Annotated in this window: 15 protein-coding genes and 1 tRNA gene; 5 read left to right on the top strand and 11 right to left on the bottom strand. The window is 76.5% G+C overall.

Translation table 11 applies throughout. The annotated features are described in order from the left end of the window. Positions 1 to 204 precede the first annotated feature (204 nt). From LQU92_RS10945 to LQU92_RS10960, 4 genes are all read right to left on the bottom strand, one after another. On the bottom strand, positions 205 to 1,257 hold the full coding sequence (locus LQU92_RS10945) for a hypothetical protein (RefSeq protein WP_230780694.1): 1,053 nt from the start codon (positions 1,255 to 1,257) through the stop codon (positions 205 to 207). Further along, complete coding sequence (locus LQU92_RS10950) at positions 1,254 to 1,655, bottom strand: chorismate mutase (RefSeq protein ID WP_058859221.1); 402 nt, start codon at positions 1,653 to 1,655, stop codon at positions 1,254 to 1,256. Before LQU92_RS10950 ends, LQU92_RS10945 begins: the two co-directional genes overlap by 4 nt. A gap of 10 nt (positions 1,656 to 1,665) precedes the next feature. Continuing rightward, a complete protein-coding gene (gene mnmA / locus LQU92_RS10955; RefSeq protein WP_230780696.1) occupies positions 1,666 to 2,865 on the bottom strand; it encodes a tRNA 2-thiouridine(34) synthase MnmA in 1,200 nt (399 codons plus the stop codon). A 70-nt stretch (positions 2,866 to 2,935) separates the two neighbouring features. Then, positions 2,936 to 4,156, bottom strand: coding sequence for a cysteine desulfurase family protein (locus LQU92_RS10960; RefSeq protein ID WP_230780698.1), 1,221 nt, complete (start codon positions 4,154 to 4,156; stop codon positions 2,936 to 2,938). Between the two features lie 42 nt (positions 4,157 to 4,198). On the opposite strand from LQU92_RS10960, the gene LQU92_RS10965 reads away from it, so the two are divergent. Further along, positions 4,199 to 4,666 carry a tRNA (cytidine(34)-2'-O)-methyltransferase gene (locus LQU92_RS10965; protein ID WP_101852020.1) on the top strand — a complete coding sequence of 156 codons (468 nt, stop codon included), beginning with the start codon at positions 4,199 to 4,201 and terminating at the stop codon, positions 4,664 to 4,666. Positions 4,667 to 4,786: 120 nt separating this feature from the next. Here LQU92_RS10965 and LQU92_RS10970 read toward each other — a convergent pair whose 3' ends face one another. Continuing rightward, positions 4,787 to 6,199, bottom strand: a complete 1,413-nt coding sequence (locus LQU92_RS10970; protein ID WP_230780700.1) for a S1C family serine protease — start codon at positions 6,197 to 6,199, stop codon at positions 4,787 to 4,789. Between the two features lie 263 nt (positions 6,200 to 6,462). Between LQU92_RS10970 and LQU92_RS10975 the strand changes: the two genes are divergently transcribed. Then, complete coding sequence (locus LQU92_RS10975) at positions 6,463 to 8,499, top strand: TPM domain-containing protein (protein ID WP_230780702.1); 2,037 nt, start codon at positions 6,463 to 6,465, stop codon at positions 8,497 to 8,499. 134 nt (positions 8,500 to 8,633) lie between these two features. Continuing rightward, positions 8,634 to 9,377 carry a PspA/IM30 family protein gene (locus LQU92_RS10980; RefSeq protein ID WP_058859227.1) on the top strand — a complete coding sequence of 248 codons (744 nt, stop codon included), beginning with the start codon at positions 8,634 to 8,636 and terminating at the stop codon, positions 9,375 to 9,377. 382 nt (positions 9,378 to 9,759) lie between these two features. On the opposite strand, the gene LQU92_RS10985 is transcribed toward LQU92_RS10980, so the two are convergent. From LQU92_RS10985 to LQU92_RS10995, 3 genes are all read right to left on the bottom strand, one after another. After that, positions 9,760 to 9,836, bottom strand: a tRNA-Met gene (locus LQU92_RS10985). A 46-nt stretch (positions 9,837 to 9,882) separates the two neighbouring features. Next, a complete protein-coding gene (locus LQU92_RS10990; RefSeq protein ID WP_230780704.1) occupies positions 9,883 to 12,861 on the bottom strand; it encodes a UPF0182 family protein in 2,979 nt (992 codons plus the stop codon). Between the two features lie 145 nt (positions 12,862 to 13,006). Beyond that, on the bottom strand, positions 13,007 to 14,077 hold the full coding sequence (locus LQU92_RS10995; RefSeq protein WP_230780716.1) for a S16 family serine protease: 1,071 nt from the start codon (positions 14,075 to 14,077) through the stop codon (positions 13,007 to 13,009). Positions 14,078 to 14,302: 225 nt separating this feature from the next. On the opposite strand from LQU92_RS10995, the gene LQU92_RS11000 reads away from it, so the two are divergent. Then, positions 14,303 to 15,703, top strand: coding sequence for a zinc-dependent metalloprotease (locus LQU92_RS11000; protein WP_230780717.1), 1,401 nt, complete (start codon positions 14,303 to 14,305; stop codon positions 15,701 to 15,703). Here the strand turns inward: LQU92_RS11000 and LQU92_RS11005 are convergent. Then, complete coding sequence (locus tag LQU92_RS11005) at positions 15,631 to 16,245, bottom strand: M48 family metallopeptidase (protein ID WP_101852017.1); 615 nt, start codon at positions 16,243 to 16,245, stop codon at positions 15,631 to 15,633. The genes LQU92_RS11000 and LQU92_RS11005 overlap by 73 nt on opposite strands. A 441-nt stretch (positions 16,246 to 16,686) precedes the next feature. Here LQU92_RS11005 and LQU92_RS11010 point away from each other — a divergent pair, with 441 nt between their 5' ends. Then, positions 16,687 to 17,397 (top strand): hypothetical protein, encoded by a 711-nt coding sequence (locus LQU92_RS11010; protein ID WP_230780718.1) that lies wholly within the window; start codon positions 16,687 to 16,689, stop codon positions 17,395 to 17,397. Here the strand turns inward: LQU92_RS11010 and LQU92_RS11015 are convergent. Both LQU92_RS11015 and nudC read right to left on the bottom strand, forming a co-directional pair. Then, the gene (locus LQU92_RS11015; RefSeq protein WP_230780719.1) at positions 17,370 to 19,295 is read right to left on the bottom strand and encodes an ATP-dependent helicase; all 1,926 of its coding nucleotides are present in this window, start codon (positions 19,293 to 19,295) and stop codon (positions 17,370 to 17,372) included. The two genes, LQU92_RS11010 and LQU92_RS11015, sit on opposite strands and share 28 nt — an antisense overlap. Further along, a complete protein-coding gene (gene nudC / locus LQU92_RS11020) occupies positions 19,292 to 20,380 on the bottom strand; it encodes an NAD(+) diphosphatase (protein WP_308071624.1) in 1,089 nt (362 codons plus the stop codon). Before nudC ends, LQU92_RS11015 begins: the two co-directional genes overlap by 4 nt. Between the last annotated feature and the right edge of the window lie 45 nt (positions 20,381 to 20,425).

Raw genomic sequence — 20,425 nt, forward strand, 5'->3', positions numbered from 1 at the left:
GTGGTGCGGGCCGGCCCGGGGACGGGCTCCCGCCGCGGTCCCGGGAGGTCCGGGGCGCGGTGGTGGACCGGTCGGCTGCGCGGGCGGGCCGCGGAACGGTCCGCCGGCGGGGTCCGCGAGCACGGTCCACCTGCATTGTGTCCGATTCCCGGGCGGTGGCGCACCCCGGGGCGCAACGTGTCGGTCCGGGGTCCCCGCCCCGGCTCACGCCTCGGCCGCCGTGCGGGCGAGGGCCTCGGCCGTGGCCGTGACGAGGGCGAGGACCGCCCGCACCCCGGCCGGGTCCAGGGCCCCGAGCTCCGCGCGCGGGGTGATCCGCACCCGGTCCAGGGCGGCGGCGGGCAGGCCGACGTCCCGCCAGGACCGCCACAGCCCGGCCGCCGCCGCGCGGGCGCCACCGGTGCCCGCGGGCACCGGCACGGCGCCCAGCCACAGCTCGAGCCCGGCCTCCACGAGGGCCGCGACGGGCTCCCACTCGCGGGCGGAGCCGGCGGGCGCGTCGAGGACCAGGGCGTCGGCGCCGGCCTCGGCGGCGGTGCGGGGATCGGTCCCGGCCGGGGGGCGCACGGCGACGCCGGCGGCGCCCGCGGACCGGGCCGCCTCCACGACGAGGGCCAGCGCCGCGCGGGCCTCGGCGGCGGGCACCGCCCGCAGCGTGCGCAGGCCGCTCGCGGTGGGCAGGCTGCCGGCGAGCACGCGGTCCAGCAGCGGCTCGTCGAGCTGGACCACCACGTCCCGGCCGGCCGCGGCCGCGGCGACGGCGCGCACGTGCTCGCCGATGCCGGCGGCGAGGGACGCGGCGACGTCCCGCCGTGCCCCGTGGTCCCTGACCGCCCGCTCCCCCGCGTGCAGGTGCAGCTCGGCGGCGAGGCTGACCGGTCCGAGCAGCTGGGTCTTCACGGGGGCGTCGTCGGGGCCGGTCTCGGCGCCGACGACGTCGGCGAGGACGTTGACGTCGCTGCCCAGCAGCGCGCGCGCCGCCCGGGAGTCCTTGCCCGGGGTGCCCGACACGCGCCAGCCGTGCGGCTGCCGGTCGGCGTGCAGCTCCTCGAGCACCGCCGCCGTGCGCGCCACGGGCCCGGCCACCGGGCCGCGGTCGGGCAGGGCGGGGAGGAAGGAGAGGTGGGGGGCGCCGAGCTCCCCGCGCAGGAGGGTGACCGCCTCGAGCACGTCCGTGCCCGGGAGCACCCCGAGCGCCGTGCCGGTGACCCGGGGCGGGCCGTCGTGGCCGGTGCCGGTGGACTCGCCGCGGCTCACGGGGTGCCGTCGTCCCGGCGCCGGTGGTCCTCGGAGATCGCCACGTGGTGGCGGATGACCTCGCTGATGATGAAGTTCAGGAACTTCTCCGCGAACTCGGGGTCGAGCTGGGCGGAGGCCGCGAGGGCGCGCAGGCGGCCGATCTGGGCGGCCTCGCGGTCGGGGTCGCCGGCGGGCAGGCCGTGGGCGGCCTTGAGCACGCCGACGCGCTGGGTGGCGCGGAAGCGCTCGGCGAGCATGTGCACGAGGGCGGCGTCGATGTTGTCGATGGTGCCGCGGATGGCCTGCAGCTCGGCGAGCACGGCCGGGTCGGCCTCGCCGTGGAGGGAGGAGGCCTCGGGGTCGAAGTCGCGGTGCGCGCGGACGTCGGCGGGGGCGTTGTCGTGCAGTGCGCTCATGGGCGCCAGTCTATCGGCCGGCGGCGGGCCCGCCCGCGCCGGCGGCCGGGCGGACCGGGGACCGGGTCGCGGAGACGGTGGCCTGCCCGAGCACCCGGCTCCCCTGGTAGAGCACGACCGACTGCCCCGGGGCGACGCCGTTCATCGGCTCGTCGAGGCGGACCACGAGCTCGGGGGCGGGCTCGGCGTCCGGGCCCTCGACCAGCTCCAGCCGGGCGCGCGCGGGGACCGGGTCCCCGTGGGCGCGCACCTGGGCGAGGACGGGGAACGACGACGACGTGCGCCCCGCCTCGCGCGGGCCCTGCAGCAGCTGCTCGGCCTCGGGCACGGGACGCCCGGCCCAGCTGGGGCGGATCCCGCGCAGCTCGTCGACGGCCAGCGCCTCCCTGGGGCCCACCACGACCTCGTTGTCCTTGGGCCGGATCTCCAGCACGAACCGGGGCCGGCCGTCGGGGGCGGGGGTGCCGATGCGCAGGCCCTTGCGCTGGCCGACGGTGAAGGCGTGGGCGCCGGGGTGGGTCCCCACGACGGCGCCCTCGGCGTCCTTGATCTCGCCCTCGGCGGGCGGGATCCGCTCGGCCAGCCACCCGCGGGTGTCGCCGTCGGGGATGAAGCAGATGTCGTGGGAGTCGGGCTTGCTCGCCACGGACAGCCCGCGGCGGGCGGCCTCAGCTCGGACCTCGGCCTTGGACGGGGTCCCGGCCAGCGGCAGCAGCACGTGCTCGAGCTGCTGGGCGGTGAGCACGCCGAGCACGTAGGACTGGTCCTTGGCCCAGTCCGCGGCGCGGTGCAGCTCGCGGTGGCCGCCGGGGCCCTCGACGACCTTGGCGTAGTGGCCGGTGCACACGGCGTCGAAGCCCAGGGCGAGGGCCTTCTCGAGCAGGGCCGCGAACTTGATCCGTTCGTTGCAGCGCAGGCACGGGTTGGGGGTGCGCCCGGCGGCGTACTCGGCGACGAAGTCGTCGACGACCTCGGCCTGGAAGCGCTCGGAGAAGTCCCACACGTAGTAGGGGATGCCCAGCAGGTCGGCCGCGCGCCAGGCGTCGCGGGAGTCCTCGACGGTGCAGCACCCGCGGGAGCCCGTGCGCAGGGTGCCGGGGGCGCGGGAGAGGGCGAGGTGGACGCCGGTGACGTCGTGGCCGGCGTCGACGGCGCGGGCCGCCGCCACGGCCGAGTCGACGCCGCCGCTCATGGCTGCCAGTACGCGCACGGTGGGTCTTGCCTCCGGTTCTTCGGTGGGGTGCGGGGGTCCGTGGCCTCAACGGGGGCCGGGGGCGGGACTATTCCCGGCCGGGGCCGGGGGCGGCGGCCCCGGAGAGCCCCGCGCGCAGGGCCCGGTCGTGCACCTCGGGCAGCACCGCGAGCAGCGCGTCGACGTCGGCCTCGGTGCTGGTGCGCCCGAGGCTGAACCGCTGGGCGCCACGGGCGGCGGTCTCGTCGAGGCCCATCGCCAGGAGCACGGCGGAGGCCCGCGGCACCCCGGCGTGGCAGGCCGAGCCGGTCGAGGAGGCGATCCCGGCGCCGTCGAGCAGGAACAGCAGGGAGTCGCCCTCGCAGCCCGGGAAGGTGAAGTGGGCCAGGCCGGGCAGCCGGTCCTCGCCGGGACCGCGGGTGCGGGGTCCGCGGGGCACGGCGTCCGGCACGATCCGCAGCACGCCGTCGACGAGCCGGTCGCGGAGCCGGGCGAGCCGGGCCGCCTCGGTCTCCCGCTCGGCGGCGGCCTCGCGGGCGGCGGCGCCGAAGCCGGCCAGGGCCGCGGCGTCGAGGGTCCCGGAGCGCACCCTGCGCTCCTGCCCGCCGCCGTGGAGGACCGGCTCGAGGCCGACCCCGCGGCCGGCCACGAGCGCGCCGGCGCCGACGGGGCCGCCGATCTTGTGCGCCGAGACCGCGAGCGTGGTCAGCCCGGGCAGCCGGGCGTCGACGGGCAGGACGCCGAAGGCCTGGACGGCGTCGCAGTGGAACGGCACCCCGGCCTCGGCGGCGAGCCGCCCGAGCTCGGCGACCGGCTGGACGGTGCCGACCTCGTTGTTGGCCCACATCACCGCGAGCAGCGCCACGGCGGCCGGGTCCCGGGCGATCTCGGCCCGGACCCGCTCGGGGTCCACCCGCCCCTGCGCGTCGACGGGCAGCCACACGGCCTCGGCGCCCTCGTGGGCGGCCAGCCACTCGGCGGTCTCGGCCACGGCGGCGTGCTCGACGGCGGAGACGAGGATCCGCCGCCGTCGCGGGTCCTCGGCGCGCCGGCGGCGGTAGAGACCCTGGACGGCCAGGTTGTCGGCCTCGGTGCCCCCGGAGGTCAGGACGACCTCGACGGGGTCCGCGTTCAGGGCGGCCGCGACGTCCTCGCGGGCCTGCTCGACGACGGCGCGCGCCGCCCGCCCCGGCCCGTGCAGCGAGGAGGGGTTGCCGCCGCGGGCGAGCTGGTCGGTGAGCGCCGCGAGCGCGGCCGGACGCAGGGGTGCGGTGGCGGCGTGGTCGAGGTAGACGGCGGGGCGGGCCATCCCCCCAGTCTAGGCGGGCCCGCGGCTCCGTAGACTGGCCGGATGCTCCGCATCCTCTTCCACACCCCCGAGATCCCGGGCAACACGGGCAACGCCATCCGCCTCGCCGCCGTGACCGGCGCCGAGCTGCACCTGGTGGAGCCGCTGGGCTTCGGCTTCGCCGACGCCCACCTGCGGCGGGCCGGACTGGACTACCACGACCTCGCGGTGCTCACGGTCCACCCCGACCTCGACAGCGCGTGGGCGGCGCTGGCCCCGGAGCGGGTGTTCGCGTTCACCACCGACGGCGAGCTCGCCCACACGGAGATCGCCTACCGGGACGGCGACGTGCTGCTGTTCGGCCGGGAGTCCGACGGGCTGCCCGCGGAGGTCAAGGCGGACCCGCACGTCACCGCGCGGGTCCGGATCCCGATGCTGCCCGCGCGCCGGTCGCTGAACCTCGCCAACGCCGCCTCGATCGCCGTCTACGAGGCGTGGCGCCAGCTGGGCTTCGCCGGCGCGGGGCGCTGAGGGCCCGGACAGCCCCGGCCCCCGCCCGGTCCGGGCCGCCCGGGCCCGTCCCGGGACGCGCCCGGTCCCGCACCGCCCGGCTCGCCCCGCCCGGATCCGCGCGGGGCGTGCCGGTCCGGCTCAGCCCTGCTCGGCGGCGTCGGCGACCGTGACCTCGACGGTCCGCTGCTCGCCGTCGCGCAGGTACACGGCGGTACCGGTGCCCCCGGCCGGGAGCTCGCGCACCGCGGCGGTCAGGGAGGTGGCGTCCTCGATGCGGTGGCCGTTGAACTCGGTGATCACGTCGCCGGCGCGCAGCCCGGCCTCGTCGGCCGGGGAGCCGTCCACGACCTCCTGGACCTGCGCGCCCGCCGAGAAGGCCTGGCTGCGCCCGTCCGCGGCCGCCGCCGCCGAGACGGTGGTGCCGAGGTAGCCGTGGCTCGCGGAGCCGTCCGCGATGATCTCCTCCGCGACCCGCCGGGCGGTGTCCACGGGGATGGCGAAGCCCACGCCGATGTTGCCGGCCTCCCCCGAGGCGCCGGCGGAGGCGATGGCGACGTTGATCCCGATCACCCGGCCGTCGCGGTCCACCAGCGGCCCCCCGGAGTTGCCGGAGTTGATGGCGGCGTCGGTCTGGATGACGTTGAGGTACACGGACTCCGAGGCCCCGCGCGAGGAGCCTCCCCCGCCGCCCTCCTCGGGGAGGTCGAAGAAGAAGTCGTCCCGGCCGGGGGTCCGGCCGCCGTCGCCCTCCGAGGGGGTGTCGGGCGCGGCGGAGGAGGCGACCGCGATGGTGCGGTCCAGGGTCGAGACGATGCCGTCGGTGACGGTGCCCGACAGCCCCAGGGGCGCGCCGATGGCGATGGCGGTGTCCCCGACGTTGACGTCCTCGATGGAGCCCAGCTCGGCGGGCACGAGCCCGGGGGCGTCGACCTTCAGCACGGCGAGGTCGGAGAGGGGGTCGGTGCCCACGACCGTGGCCGGGTGCACCGTGCCGTCGTCGAGGCGGACCTCGATGGACGGGTCCCCGGCGGTGCCGTCGAGGGTCACCACGTGGGTGTTGGTGAGGATGTGGCCCTCGTCGTCGACGACCACGCCCGAGCCCGAGCCGGCCTGGTTGCCCGCGGACACGGAGATGGTCACCGTCGAGGGGGACGCCTTCTGCGCCGCGGCGGTCACCGCGTTGACCTCGTCCTGGTCGTTGACGATGACCGAGGCCGGCGCCGAGCCGCCCGCGGCGCCGGTGGACCCCCGGTCCAGGAGCGCGTCGGTCCCCGCGGCGGTCCCCGCGCCGACGAGCGCCGCCAGGACCATGCCGGTGACGAGCGCGCCCCCGGTGAACCGCTTTCGGGCCCCCGCCGGGGCGGGGCCGGCGGGGGCCGGGCCGGCGGAGGAGCCGGACCCGTGCCCGCCGCCCGGGCCCTCCCCGCCGGCGGGGGCGCCGTAGAGGGGCCGGGCCCACGGGTCGCGCTCGCCGGCCCGGCCGTCCACGGGCGGGAGGGGCCGGGTGTGCTGGGGGTCCGTGCCGCGGCTCGGGTCGCGGGGCTCGGTCATGGGGCAACTCCTCGGGGAGGGGCGCGGCGGGCCGGGGAGCCGCCGCGGGCCGGTGGGATTCGCCCCCAGTATCGCAACGGGCACTGAGACGACGCTGAGAGGACCCCGCGCCGGGCCGGGCACGGGCACGACGCCGGGACCGTGACGGCACCGTCCACGGTGCCGTCACGGGGGTTTCGCCCTGCGCGTAGGCCGCGGTGTCCCTGCCCCGCCCCCGGGGGCCGGCCCTAGAATCGGCACCACCGAACGACGTGAGGGAGATCATGACCTGGCGCACCACTTCCCGCCGGACCGCCGCCGGCTGCGGCCTGGCCCTGGCCCTGCTCGTGCCCGCGGGCGCGGCCGTGGCCCAGCCGCCCGTGGACGTCCCCCCGGGGGAGCGCGTGGTGGACGGCAGCGGCGCCCTCGAGGACCCCTCCGCGCTCGAGGCGGAGATCCGGCAGCTGGCCACCGAGGAGGGCGTGACCCTCTACGCGGTGACGGTCGACTCCTTCACCAGCCCCTCGGACCCGGACCGGTGGGTCCAGGAGTTCGCCGACCTCAACGGCTTCGGCAGCAACGACGCCGTCCTCGCGATCGCCACCGAGGACCGGCAGGCCCGCTTCGACGCCGCCGACGGCGGCCCGCTCGACGACGCGGCGCTGCGGGCGATCTACCAGGAGCAGATTCTCCCCGCCCTCTCGGCCGGCGACTGGGACGGGGCCGTGCTCGGCGCCGTCGAGGGCATCGGGACCGAGCTCTCCGGCGGCGCCGCGGCCGGTGGGACGGACGACGGCGGGGGCGGCGGGCTGGCCCTGCTGGGCGTGGGGCTGCTCGGCGCCGGCGGCCTGGCCGCCTACGGGTTCGCCGCGAGCCGGAAGAAGCGCCGGGAGCGGGCCCCCCAGCGGCAGGGGACCCCGGCGGGGCCGGGCGGGCCCGCGCAGCCCCACCAGGAGGTGCCGATCCCCGAGCTGCGCCGGCGCGCCGGCGCGCTGCTCGTCGCGACCGACAACGCCATCCAGCACTCCGAGCAGGAGCTCGCCTTCGCCGAGATGCAGTACGGCCGGGAGCAGGTCGAGCCCTTCCGGCGGGCCCTCGAGGACGCCAAGCGGCACATGCAGGCCTCCTTCGCCCTCCAGCAGCAGCTCGAGGACCACATCCCCGACACCGAGCAGCAGCAGCGCGCCTGGCTGACGGAGATCATCGGCCGCTCCCAGGACGCCCAGCGCCCGCTCGAGCAGCACGAGCAGGCCTTCAGCGAGCTGCGCCGGCTCGAGACCCGAGCCCCCGAGGCGCTCGAGGACGTCGAGCGCGCCGCCCACGGTGTCCGGCCCCGCCTGGACACCGCGGAGCAGCGGCTGCGGCAGCTGGGGCAGCGCTACAACGAGACGGCGCTGGCGCCCGTGCGCGACAACGTGGAGCAGGCCCGCGAGCGCCTGGCCTTCGTCGGCACCGCGGTCGACGAGGCCCGGGACGAGCTGGCCGCCGGGCGCACGAGCGACGCCGTGCTCGACGTCCGGGCCGCCGAGGAGGCGGTGGGCCAGGCGGGCGGGCTCCTCGACGCCGTCGAGCACGCCGCCCGGGAGCTGGCCCAGGCCGAGGAGTCCCTCAAGGACGCGGTGACCATCGCCCGCCGAGACGTCGCCGAGGCCGACGCCCTGGTCCGCCGCGGCACGAACCCCGAGCTGGCCGGCGCCGCCGCCGGCGTCCAGGAGGTGCTGCGGCTGGTCGAGGAGCAGATGGCCGGCGGGCGCGTCGACCCCCTCGGGCTGAGCCGCCGGCTCGCCGTGGCCAAGGACGAGCTCGACAAGGGCCTCGCCTCGGTGCGCTCCCAGAACGAGCGGGACCGCTCGGCGCGCGAGACCCTCGCCCACACCCTCGTCTCCGCCCAGGCCCAGGTCAGCTCCGCGAGCGAGTACATCTGGGCGCGCCGCGGCGGTGTGGGGCCCGAGGCGCGCACGCGGCTGGCCGAGGCGGAGCGCTGCCTCGCGACCGCCCAGCAGCTGCGCTCGTCCAGCCCCTCCGAGGCCCTCGGCCACGCGAACGAGGCCGTCCGCCTGGCCGGCGAGGCCCAGTACATCGCCCAGCACGACGTCGACAGCTTCGGCCACGGCGGCTTCGGCCTGCCCCAGGGCGGCTACGGCTACCGGGGCCGCAGCAACAGCGGCCTCGGCGGCGCCATGCTCGGCGGGATCCTGCTGGGCTCGATCCTCAACGGCGGCGGCGGGCTGGGCGGCGGCTTCGGCGGCGGCTTCGGCGGGGGCGGGGGCGGGGGCATCGACTTCGGGGGCTTCGACGGCGGGATCGGCGGCAACTTCTGAGCCCGCACCCGCCGGGACCGGGCACGCCCGACCCCGCGCACCCGCCGGCCCGCGCCGCCGCCGGCGACCAGCTTCCCCGACCGACCACCGTCCCGGGCGCCGCCCGGGCTCGACCCCGAGGAGAGAAGAGCACCATGATCAAGCAGTCCATCTTCGGCCGCATCGCCCAGCTCGCGAAGGCCAACATCAACGCCCTGATCGACGCCGCCGAGGACCCGCAGAAGATGCTGGACCAGATGGTGCGCGACTACACCGAGAACATCCGCGAGGCGGAGGCCGCCGTCGCCCAGACCATCGGCAGCCTCCGCCTGCTCGAGCAGGACCACGCCGAGGACGTGCAGGAGGCGCGGGAGTGGGGCAACAAGGCCCTGGCCGCGTCCAACAAGGCCGAGGAGTTCCGCGCCGCCGGGCGCGGCTCGGAGGCCGACAAGTTCGACAACCTCGCCAAGGTGGCCCTGCAGCGCCAGATCCAGTACGAGACGGAGGCCAAGGGCGCGGAGCCGCAGATCCAGGCGCAGACCGAGGTCGTCGAGAAGCTCAAGGACGGTCTGAACAAGATGCGGGGCAAGCTCCAGGAGCTGTCCAACAAGCGGGACGAGCTCAACGCCCGCCAGAAGACCGTCCAGGCCCAGGCGCAGGTCCAGGACGCCCTCAAGGCGTTCGACGTGCTGGACCCCACGAGCGAGGTCTCCCGGTTCGAGGACAAGATCCGGCGCGAGGAGGCCCGCGTGCTGGGCCAGCAGGAGCTCGCGGCGTCCTCCCTGGACGCCCAGTTCGAGTCCCTCGAGGAGCTCGGGCAGCAGACCGAGGTCGAGGCCCGCCTGGCGGCCCTGAAGTCCCGCAGCGCCGAGCGGATCGTCTCCTCCGAGGAGGTCTGAGGGCAGCCGGCGCCGCTCCCCCGCCGGGGCGGGCCGAGCGCACGACGGGCGAGGCCCCGTGGCATCCGTGCCACGGGGCCTCGCCCGTTCCGGGAGCGCGCCACGGTGACGACCGGCACCGGGCGGACGGGCCGTCGCGCGTCGGCCGGGGTCGCGCGGTGGCGCGCTCGGGCACGGAGGGCCGGCACCGGGGGCGGCGGGCCCGAGCCGGCAGCAGGGAGCAGTCGGGGTGCGGGGCCCGGGAGGCCGCCGGGACCGGGCGCGGCGGGGACGACCCGCGCCGCTGACCCGCGGCGGACACCGGTGGCGGAGACCTGCGGCGGCGGAGACCCGCACCCGGACAGGCGAAAGGCCCCGGACCTGGTGGTCCGGGGCCTTTCCGTGGTTGCGGGGGCAAGATTTGAACTTGCGACCTCTGGGTTATGAGCCCAGCGAGCTACCGAACTGCTCCACCCCGCGGCGACATGTACGACTATACGTGCCGCGGGGTGGGCCCGCAAATCGGCTACTCGGCGGGCTGCTCGTCCCCCTCCTCGGGGGCCAGGGCGCCCTCGGCCTCGGGCGCCACGACGCCGTCCGCCTCGAGGGCCCGCTCGATGGCCTGCTGGAGCCGGTCCTGGGCCTGCCCGTAGCGGGCCCAGTCGCCGTCCTGCAGCGCCTGCTCGGACTCCTGGATCGCCTCGTTGGCCTGGGACAGGGCGTCCTCGAGGCTGCCGCTGTCCGCCGGGGCCCCGTCGCCGCCCTCGGCGCCCGCCTCGGCCTCGGCCTCGCTCACGCCGGCGCCGCTGGAGGTCTGGGCGCCGGAGTCGCCGCCGAAGACCTCGTCCAGGGCCTCCTCGAGGGTCGGTGCGAAGCCGACCTCCTCGCCGAAGCCGACCAGCACGCGCCGCAGCGTCGGGTACGCGGCGTCCCCGGAGGACTGCACGTACACCGGCTGGACGTAGAGCATGCCGCCGCCGGCGGGCAGGGTCAGCAGGTTGCCGTTGATCACCTCGGAGGCGCCCTGGCGCAGCAGGTTCAGCTCCGTGGAGACGTCGGTGTCCGAGTTGAAGAGGTTCTGCGCCTGGCCGGGACCGGGCACCACCGAGGAGCGCGGCAGCTCGAGCAGCCGCAGCGTGCCGTACTCCTCGCTCTTGACCCCGTCCTCGCCGGTGCCGGCGTCCGCGTTGGCGGAGAGGTAGCCGTACATGACGTTGCGGGTGTTGCCGGTCTCCGACTGCTGCGGGATGAAGGAGGTCGTCAGCGAGAAGTTCGCCTGGTCCTCCCCCGGCATGCGCATCGACAGGTAGTACGGGGGCAGGGCAACGTCGCGGTCCTGCGTGGGGTCGTTGGGCACCGACCACACGTCGTCGTTGGCGTAGAAGCTGTTCGCGTCGGTGACGTGGTACCGGTTGAGCAGCTCGCGCTGGACCTTGAACATGTCCTGCGGGTAGCGCACGTGCGCCATGAGGTCGGCGGACATCTCCGAGTAGGGCTTGAGCGTGTCCGGGAAGACCTTCTGCCAGGCCTTGAGCACGGGGTCCTGGTCGTCCCAGGCGTAGAGCTCCACGGAGCCGTCGTAGGCGTCGACCGTGGCCTTGACGGAGTTGCGGATGTAGTTGACCCGCTCCGGGGGCAGGGTCGCCGCGGCGCCCTGGGCCGTCTGGGTGTCCTGGGTCGCCTCCTGCAGCACCGACGGCGTCGAGTACGGGAACGCGTCGGAGGTGGTGTAGGCGTCCACGATCCACTGCACCCGGCCGTCGATGATCGCCGGGTACGGGGAGCCGTCGACGGTCAGGTACGGGGCGACCTTCTCGATCCGCTCGCGCGGGTCCCGGTCGTAGAGGATCTGCGACTCGGGGCGCACCGCGTCGGAGAGCAGCAGATCCGAGGACTGGAACTTGATGCCGTAGGCGAGGCGGTTGAAGAAGTTGCCGATCGAGGGGCCGCCGTCGCCGGCGAAGGTCGTCTTCGCGTCGGCGCCCTCGTCGTCGGCCGTCTGCGGACGGTCGAGCTCGAGCGGCTCGTCGCCCTCGCCGCCGCCGACGATCGAGTACTCCGGGGAGTTCTCGCCGAAGTAGATCCGCGGCTCGTAGTCGTCGGAGATCTCCCCCCGGGAGGGGATGCCCGCCTGCATGAACTGCGGCTTGCCGTCGGCCTGCACGCGGTTGCCGTAGGCGGCGACCACGCCGTAGCCGTGGGTGTAGACGACGTGCTGGTTGTACCAGCCCTGGTTCTGGTCGGGGTTCAGCTCGCGCGTGGCGATCACGGTGTCCTGGACCTCGCCGTCGATCTCGTAGCGGTCGACGTTGAGGGTGTCCGGGAACTGGTAGTACGGGCGGAACTGCTGCAGCTGCGAGAAGGCCGCGGAGACCACGTTGGGGTCCAGCAGGCGGATGTTCGAGGTGGTCTCGGTGTCCTGGCGCAGCGCGCCCTGCTCCGTCTGCGTCGTCGCGTCGTAGGGCATGACCTCGGTCTCGTCGAGGCCGTAGGCGGCGCGGGTGAGCTCGATGTTGCGCTGGATGTACTCGTTCTCCAGGGCCTGCTCCGTCGGCAGCACCTGGAAGCGCTGGACGATCCACGGGTAGATCCCGCCGGCGACCACGGCCACCACGAGCAGCACCGCGGTGCCGATCACGGGCAGGCGCCAGCGCCCGATCACGGCAGCGACGACGAAGAGCACCGCCACGATCAGGGCGGCGGCCGCCAGAATCGCCTTGGTGGGGATCACGGCGTTGACGTCGGTGTACAGCGCGCCGGTCCACTTCCCGGAGGAGGACTGGACGGTCGAGTAGCGGTCCAGCCAGAAGTTCGCCGCCTGCAGCAGCAGGAACAGGGCCGCGAGCACGCCCAGGTGCACCCGGGAGGCGCGCGTGGTGGCCAGCCCGCGCTCGTTGATCCGGATCCCGCCGTAGACGTAGTGCATGAGGATCCCGCCGACGCCCGCGAGCAGGATCGCCGAGACGAGGAAGCCGATGAGGAAGCGCAGGAACGGCAGGGTGAAGACGTAGAAGGCGATGTCGAGGCCGAACTGCGGGTCCTCCCGGCCGAACGGCTCCTGGTTGAGGAACAGCAGGACGGTGTCCCACTGGGTCATCGCCGTGGACGCCGCGAACAGGCCGAAGAGCACGGGCACGACCACCATGACGATCTTGCGCACCGGCTCCAGGGCCTCCTGGTAGCGGCGCAGGTTGTCGTCGACGATCGACTCGGCCGTGATCGGCCGGTGCCGGTGGGCGAGGTAGAGGCTCGCGAACATCAGCGCGGCCACCAGGACCGCGGCGACCGTGAAGATCACGATCTTCACGAGGTTCTCGGTGAGGAAGACGCTCAGGTAGCCGAGCTGGTCGTACCACAGCACGTCGGTGTAGAGCTGGGTCGCGCCGACGAAGGCGGCCACGAGCACGAGCACGACCACGACGGTGGGCCACAGCGCACCCCGCTTCCTCCGCTGTCCGTCGGGCTGCTGCCTCGGTGGTCGGGGGGCTGTGGGTCCGGCGGTCACTGGCTACCTCTGCATTCGGCGTCGGGTCGGGGTCGAGCGGGGCTCGGTCGGGGGAACGGCCGGCGGGACGGCACTGTCCGGCCGGCGCACCCCGTCCATTCTGCCCAGGGCGTTGAAGGGGGTGCAATCGTGCACGGCGGGCCGCTCACGGCGTCCCGCAGGAGGGCAGCGCGGAGAGGTCCTCCCCGCGGCCGGCGGCCGACGCGGCGGCCACGGCGTCGTCCAGGTCGCGGACCGCGACGACGGTGAGGCCCTCGGGCTCGTGCCCGCGCACCTCGGGGCAGTTGCCCTCCGGGGCCAGGAACAGCTCGGCGCCGGCGGCGGCCGCGCCGTCGAGCTTCTGGCGCACGCCGCCGATGGGGCCGATCAGCCCGTCCGCGTCCACGGTGCCGGTCCCGGCGACGTGGTGGTCCCCGGCCAGCGAGCCGGGGGTGAGCTCGTCGACGATCCCGAGGGCGAACATGGCCCCGGCGCTGGGACCGCCGACGTCCTCCAGCGCGAAGGAGACCTCGAGGGGGAAGTCGTGGTCGGGCTCGAGGAGCACGCCCAGCTGCCGGTGCCCCGAGGCCTCGTCCTGGACGGTGGGCACCCGCACGTCGCGCTCGGTCCCGTCGCGCTCCACGCGCAGGAGGACCCCGCGCTCACCGGCGGCGTCGAGGGCGGAGCGCAGCTGCTCGACGCTCCCGGCCGGTCCCCCGTCCACGGCCCGCAGGACGTCGCCCTGCTCGAGCCGGTCTTCCGCGGGGCTGCCGGGCACGGTGCCGCGCACCACGAGCCGGGTGCTGTGCTCGATGCCCAGGTGGTCCAGGGCCGCGGCCACCGAGGTCTCCTGCGAGGAGGTCATCGCGACCGAGTTGGAGGCGTCGAGCTCCTCCGCGGAGACCCGGTGCGGGTACAGGACGTCGGCGGGGACGACGGCGGTGGACGGGTCCAGCCAGGCGCGCAGCACCCCCAGGACCCCGACGTCGCTGCTGGGGCCGCCGGAGACGTAGACGGTCGTCAGGTCGAGCACGGACTCGGTGGGGTAGGTGGGCGCCCCGGTGACCTCCAGCAGCTGCCGGCCCTCGTGCTCCCCCACGGTGTTGAACGTCGGGCCGGGGGCCTCGAGGACGAAGGGGGCGGGCAGCAGCGTGCCGGCGAGCAGCAGGCCCGCGGAGCCGAGCAGCGCCCACGACGGCAGGTCCCTGCGGCGGCGCGGGCGGGGGGAAGGGGTCACGGACGGTCCTCGGCGGTCGGCGGGGCGGCGGACCGGGCCGTGTGCCGCGGCGGGCGCCCCGGTCCGAGCGGCCCAGTCTACCCGGGCGCCGGCGCCGTGAGCTTCCAGCGAACTGGGAGTTCGCCCGTGGTCGGCTCCGTGGCGCCGTGGCTACGCTGGGTGCAGAGACCGCCCGGGCGCCCGCTCGCCCGGGCCCCAGCCCCGACCCGACCGAACGGTGGACCCATGACCTCCCAGCCTCCCCACGACCCCTCCGGCGACGACGACGGGCGCAAGGACCCCTTCCAGGAGATGCTCGAGCGCCTGCTCGGCGGCAGCGGCATGAACCCCGAGGACCTGCGCCGGGCCGGCGTGCCGATGGACCCCCAGACGATGTCCATGATGTTCCAGCAGATCCAGTCCATGATGGGCGGGGCCGGGACCGAGGGACCCGTCAACTGGAAGCTCGCCCACGACCACGCCCGGCGGATCGCGGCCGCCGACGGCGACCCCTCCGTCACCGCCGCCCAGCGCGGGGCCGTCGAGGACGCCATGAAGCTCGCGGAGCTGTGGCTCGGCGAGCACACGGCGTTCGACCCGACCGCCGTGCGCCCGCAGGCCTGGTCGCGGGCCGAGTGGATCGAGGCGACGATGCCCACGTGGCAGGAGATGACCGGCCCCGTGGCCGGCTCCGTCACGCAGGCGCTCACGGACGCGCTCACCCAGCAGCTGCCCGCAGAGCTGACGGCCATGATGGGCGGGGCCACGGGCATGCTCGCCGGCGCCGGGGGCATGCTCTTCGGCATGCAGCTGGGCCAGGCGATCGGCGGGCTCTCCCGCGAGGTGCTGTGTTCGACCGACATCGGCCTGCCCCTGGCCGAGGGCCGCTCCGCGCTGCTGCCCGCGAGCATCAAGGAGTTCGGCGAGGGCCTGGACCTCCCGGCCCAGGAGATCATGCTCTACCTGGCCGTGCGGGAGGCCGCCCACGTGCGCCTGTTCACCGCGAACCCCTGGCTGCGCGGGCACGTTCTGGACCTGGTCCGCCGCTTCTCGGAGGGCATCCACATCGACATGGCCCGCATCGAGGAGGCCGCCCGCGACATCGACCCCATGGACCCCTCCAGCATGCAGGAGGCGCTGTCCTCCGGGATCTTCGCCCCGCAGCAGACCCCCGACCAGGAGGTCACCCTCAAGCGCCTGGAGACCGTCCTGGCGCTCGTCGAGGGCTGGGTGCACGTGGTGACGGCGGAGTCGACGGCGAACCTGCCCTCGGCCGGGGCGCTGTCCGAGACGATCCGCCGCCGGCGCGCCTCCGGCGGACCCGCCGAGCACGCGTTCGGCGCGCTCGTGGGCCTGGAGCTGCGCCCGCGGCGGCTGCGCGAGGCGGCGGAGTTCTGGCGCCACGTGGGCGGGCAGCGGGGCGTCGGGGAGCGCGACCGGCTGTGGGACGCGCCCGAGCTGCTGCCCACGGACGAGGACCTCGACGACCCGGCGGGCTTCACCGCGCGCCGGGGGCTGCTCACGGCCTCCGAGGACGAGGTCGACGCCGCCCTGCAGAAGCTGCTCTCCGGCGACTACGACGACCCGGACGGCTCCGGGCCCTCCGGCGCGGAGGACGGCCCGCAGGACGGCGGCGGCTCCCGCTGATCCGTCCCGGGCGCGCCCTGCCGGTGCGCCCACGCGGCGCCGTCGAGGAAGGCCCGCGCCCGCTCCGCGTGCGGGTAGCGGGCCTCCAGCGCGCGGAAGCGCGGGCTGTGGTCGGCCTCGAGCAGGTGCGCGAGCTCGTGCACCAGCACGAAGTCCAGGACCCACTCCGGGGCCTCCTGCAGCTGCGCGGAGAGGCGGATCACCCCGGTCGCCGGGGTCGCCGAGCCCCACCGGGCCTGCTGGCGCGCCGACCAGCGCACGTCCGAGGGGCGCGCCCGGCCCTCGAGGTGGCGGCGGGAGAGCTCCTGGGCGCGCTCGAGGAGGCGGTCGTCCGAGCGCCGGGCGGCGCCGCGGGCGGCCTCGCGGCGGCGGCGCTCGACGACGCGGGGCACGAGCTCGCGCGTCCAGTGCTCGATCTGCCGGCGGGTGGCCGCCTGGGGCACGGAGAGCACGACCGTGTCCTCGCTCCAGTGGGCGGAGACGGTCTTGCGGCGGCGCGCCGAGCGGCGCACCACGACCTCGGGCTCGGAGGGTGCGGTCATGGGGACATTGAACACGCCGGCGGCCGGGGGCGCGAGACGGCCGTGTGCGCACCCGGGGTCTGTGGACTGTGGACACTGCGGCCCGCCGTGCGCCGGTCCCGGCGCGCGGGCAGGGTGGGGAGCTCCCGCCCGCACGACCCGGAGGTGCTCGTGACCCGCTCCCCCGCCCCGCCGCCCGGTTTCCCGGCCCACGCCGCCCGGCCGGGTCCCCTCCGCCGGGGTGCCGCCGCCCCGGCTCCCGCCGCTCCGGGCCCCGCCGTCCCGGGCCCCTCCGTCCCGGATCCCGCCGTCCCGGATCCCTCCGTCCCGGCTCCTGTGCGCAGCGGCCCCGGACGCCCCGGCCCGGTCGGCCCGGGGCCCGCCCGGGTGCCGAGACGCCGGCCCGGTGCGGCCGGCGACGCGGTGCCGGCCGCGGGGCTGCCGCGCCCCGAGGAGGTGCACGTGCTGGTGCTGGGCCTCGACGGGATCACCGCCGCGGCCGCCGTGCACCTGCTGCGCTGCGGGGTGCTCTCCCTCAACGTCAACGACCCCGGCCCCGTCACGGAGACCGACCTCGGCACCGGCGCCTACTCCCGCGGGGACCTGGGCCGCCCCCGGGAGGCGGCCCTGCGCGGGCGGCTGCGCGCCCAGGACCCCCGCTGTGCCCCGGTCAGCGGCCCGGAGCTGTTCCCCGGTCCGCTGCTGCCCGGGTGCCTCGTGCTGCGCGGTGGCGTCCACGACGCCGGCGGGCGCGCCCTGTGCCCGGACCCCGGGGACGCCGCCGCCCCGGAGCACCCGCTGCTGTCCGTGCACGCGGTGCCCGGGGCCGTGGTGCGCTGGCCGGTCGTCGCCTGGGCCCACCGGCCCTGCCCCGACTGCCTGCGGGCCACCCTCGCGGCCGTGCCGCGGGCCCGGGCGGGCCGGCGGGAGCAGGTGCTGGCCGCCTGGGCGCGCCCGGCGTTCGGCGCGGCCGTCGCCGCCCGCCTCGCCGCGGAGGCGCTCGCCGTGGCCCTGCCCTCGCTGGACGGGGGCCTCCCGCTGCCGGGCGGCGGTGGCCCCGGACAGGCCGAGGTCCTGCGCCCGCCCTTCCCGGCCGGGTCCGAGCCGCTGGCGATCGACCGCCGGTCGTGCCTGTGCGGGCTGGGTCAGGACCTGCCCGGCGACCGCGGCTGACCCGCCCGGGCCCCGGCGGCGCCCGGGCGCAAGGTCCCGCCCCGGGCCGGCCCGGTCCGGGGCGGCCCGCTCCGGGGCGCCGGGCCGCCGCGCACCGCATTGCGCCGCCCCCCGGCGGCGGCCTCCTCGGGCGCGCGCAGGGCCTCGAGGAAGCGTGAGGGCCGCCGGTTCGGCCGGCCCCCGGGGGTGCGGGAGAGGGTCCACGACAGCACCAGGTGTTCGCGCGCACGGGTGATGCCCACGTAGAGCAGCCGCCGCTCCTCGTCGACCTCGTCGGCGGTCTCGGCGAAACCGATCGGCATCAGTCCCTCGCTGAGCCCCACGAGGAAGACCGCGTCCCACTCCAGGCCCTTGGCCGAGTGCAGGGAGGCCAGGGTGACGCCCTCCAGCACCGGCGCGTCCTGCTGGGCGACCCGTCGCTCGAGCTCCGCCGCGAGGGCGGGCAGCCCGAACTCCTCGCCGCGCGCCGCGGCGTCCTGCGCCATCCGGTCCGCGAGCGAGACCAGGGAGGCCAGGGACTCCCACCGCTCCCGGACGGCGCCCGTGGAGCGCGGGGCGCGGTCGCTGTAGCCCAGCGAGGAGAGGATGTCGCGGACCAGGCGGGGCGTGTCCTCCGCGGCGCCGGCGGCGCGGGCGGCGGTGCGCAGCTGCACGACGGCCTGCTTGACCTCGGGCCGGTTGAAGAACCGCTCCGTGCCGCGCAGCTGGAAGCCGATGCCGGCCTCGGCCAGGGCGGCCTCGAAGGCCTGCGACTGTCCGTTGGTGCGGAACAGCACCGCGATCTCGGCGGCGCGCACGCCGTCGTCGAGCAGGTCGCGGATGCGCGCGGCGGTCCCGGCGGCCTCGGCCTCGTCGTCGGGGTACTCGTTCCACGAGGGCCGGGGCCCGTCGGGACGCTGGGCGACGAGCCGCAGCGGCGTGGCCCAGGATCCCGGCGTCGAGCCGGGGGCGGGCCGGCGGGCGGCCAGCAGCCGGTTGGCGGTCTCGACGACCTGGGGGGTGGAGCGGTAGTCGCGCACGAGCTCGATCACCCGGGCGTTCTCGTGCCGCCGGGGGAACTCGAGCAGGTGCCGGGAGGTGGCGCCCGTGAAGGAGTAGATGGTCTGGGAGGCGTCGCCCACCACGCACACGTCGTCGCGGCCGCCGAGCCACCGGTCGAGCAGCCGCTGCTGCAGCGGGGAGACGTCCTGGTACTCGTCGACCACGAAGTGACGGTACTGCTCGCGCACGGTCGCGGCGACCCGCTCGTCCTCCTCGAGCACGGCGACGGTCAGCAGCAGCACGTCCTCGAAGTCGATGAGGTGGCGGTCGGTCTTGAGCTCCTCGTAGGACTGGTAGAGCCGCTGGACCGTGCGCACGTCGTAGCCCAGGGGCATGTCCCGCCCGGCGGCCCGCGCCGGGTAGGTGTCCGGGGTGAGCATCGAGACCTTGGCCCACTCGATCTCCGCCGCGAGGTCCCGCACGGCCGCGCGGTCGGTGGACAGGCGCATGTTCTGCGCGGCCTCCGTGATCAGCCGCGCCTTGTGCTCGACGAGCCCGGGCAGCGGCCCGCCCACCGCCTGCGGCCAGAAGTACTGGAGCTGGCGCAGGGCGGCGGCGTGGAAGGTGCGGGTCTGGACCCCGGACGCGCCCAGACCGCGCAGCCGGTTGCGCATCTCGTTGGCGGCCCGCGCCGTGAACGTCAGGGCCAGGACCTTCTGCGGGGTGTAGACGCCGGTGGCGATGCCGTAGGCGATCCGGTGGGTGATCGCCCGGGTCTTGCCCGTGCCCGCCCCGGCGAGCACGCACACCGGCCCGCGCAGGGTCATGGCGACCTCGCGCTGCTCCGGGTCCAGGCCCTCGAGGATGCGCTCCTCCAGCGGCAGCTCCGGGGCCCCGCCCGGACGGGCCTCGCTCACCAGGTGCTCTCCGGCAGGGCCTCGCCGAGCCAGTGCTCGATCAGGGCGTGGGCGATGGAGACCTTCCCCGGCAGGGTCACCGACCCGTCGCGGGCGGCCGCCAGCAGCTGCGCGCGCGTGAACCAGCGCAGCTCGAGGATCTCCTGGCCGTCCGGCACGGCCGCCCCCGAGCGCACGACGGCGCGGCAGCCCAGCATCAGCGAGCGCGGGAAGGGCCAGGGCTGGGAGCCGAGGTAGTGGACGTCGCCGACGACGAGGCCGGTCTCCTCCTCGACCTCGCGCACGACCGCCTGCTCGAGGGACTCCCCCGGCTCGACGAAGCCCGCGAAGGTCGAGAAGCGGTTGCCGCGCCACAGGGCGGAGCGGCCCAGCAGGAGCCGTTCGCGGGCGGGGTCGGGGTCGCCGTCGGAGACGGCGACGATGATCGCGGGGTCCGTGCGGGGGAAGTGCAGGGACTCGTCGTGGGGACAGCGGCGGGCCCAGCCGGAGCGGACGACGTCGGTGGGGCCGCCGCACTGCGGGCAGCGGGGGTGGTCGCGGTGCCACAGGCCCACGGACTGGGCGGCCACGAGCAGCGCGGCGTCCTCCGGGGCGAGCACGGGGCCCAGCTCGCGCAGCCCGGCCCAGCGCAGCGCGGGCGCGCCGTCCGCGGCCGCGTGCCGGGCCACGGCCGCCAGCAGGTCCTGACCCGGGGCCGTCGCGCCGGTCTCGGCGGGCTCCTGCGCGGCGCCGGGGGCGGGGCCGGGCACGGGGCGCAGCAGCACCCGGGCTCCCGGGACGCCCCCGGCGGTGGTGCGCCCGAGGTAGACCTCGGGGTGGCGCGGGTCCGCCGGGCCGGGCGGGAGGCCCTCGGCGGGCACCAGGAGCAGGTCGTCCCCGGCCACGGGCGCGAGCCCGCCGGCGAGGACGAGCACGAGCGTCCCGGGCTCCTGCGCCGCGACCGGCCGGACGTCGCGCAGCTCGCGCTCGATCCCGTCCCGGTCGACGGCGGCGGCCGTGAAGGGCATGCGGGCCGGGTCGAGGCGCTCCGGGGCGGCGGGGCGGGCGGGCTCGGGGCGGGGCGGAGGGCAGTCGGAGGCGGGCACGACGTCCACTGTAGCGACCGGGGCCAACCCGCAGGCGGGGTGTCC

It is taken from the genome of Kocuria sp. LUK, assembly GCF_021012935.1.
GTDB lineage: Bacteria > Actinomycetota > Actinomycetes > Actinomycetales > Micrococcaceae > Kocuria > Kocuria flava.

Excerpts from the sequence above, each read along its gene's own strand:
- LQU92_RS10980 (WP_058859227.1), top strand. The coding sequence starts at position 8,634 with ATGATCAAGCAGTCCATCTTCGGCCGCATCGCCCAGCTCGCGAAGGCC.
- LQU92_RS10975 (WP_230780702.1), top strand. The coding sequence starts at position 6,463 with ATGACCTGGCGCACCACTTCCCGCCGGACCGCCGCCGGCTGCGGCCTG.
- LQU92_RS11005 (WP_101852017.1), bottom strand. The coding sequence starts at position 16,245 with ATGACCGCACCCTCCGAGCCCGAGGTCGTGGTGCGCCGCTCGGCGCGC.
- LQU92_RS11000 (WP_230780717.1), top strand. The coding sequence starts at position 14,303 with ATGACCTCCCAGCCTCCCCACGACCCCTCCGGCGACGACGACGGGCGC.
- LQU92_RS10960 (WP_230780698.1), bottom strand. The coding sequence starts at position 4,156 with ATGGCCCGCCCCGCCGTCTACCTCGACCACGCCGCCACCGCACCCCTG.
- LQU92_RS10950 (WP_058859221.1), bottom strand. The coding sequence starts at position 1,655 with ATGAGCGCACTGCACGACAACGCCCCCGCCGACGTCCGCGCGCACCGC.
- LQU92_RS10970 (WP_230780700.1), bottom strand. The coding sequence starts at position 6,199 with ATGACCGAGCCCCGCGACCCGAGCCGCGGCACGGACCCCCAGCACACC.
- LQU92_RS10965 (WP_101852020.1), top strand. The coding sequence starts at position 4,199 with ATGCTCCGCATCCTCTTCCACACCCCCGAGATCCCGGGCAACACGGGC.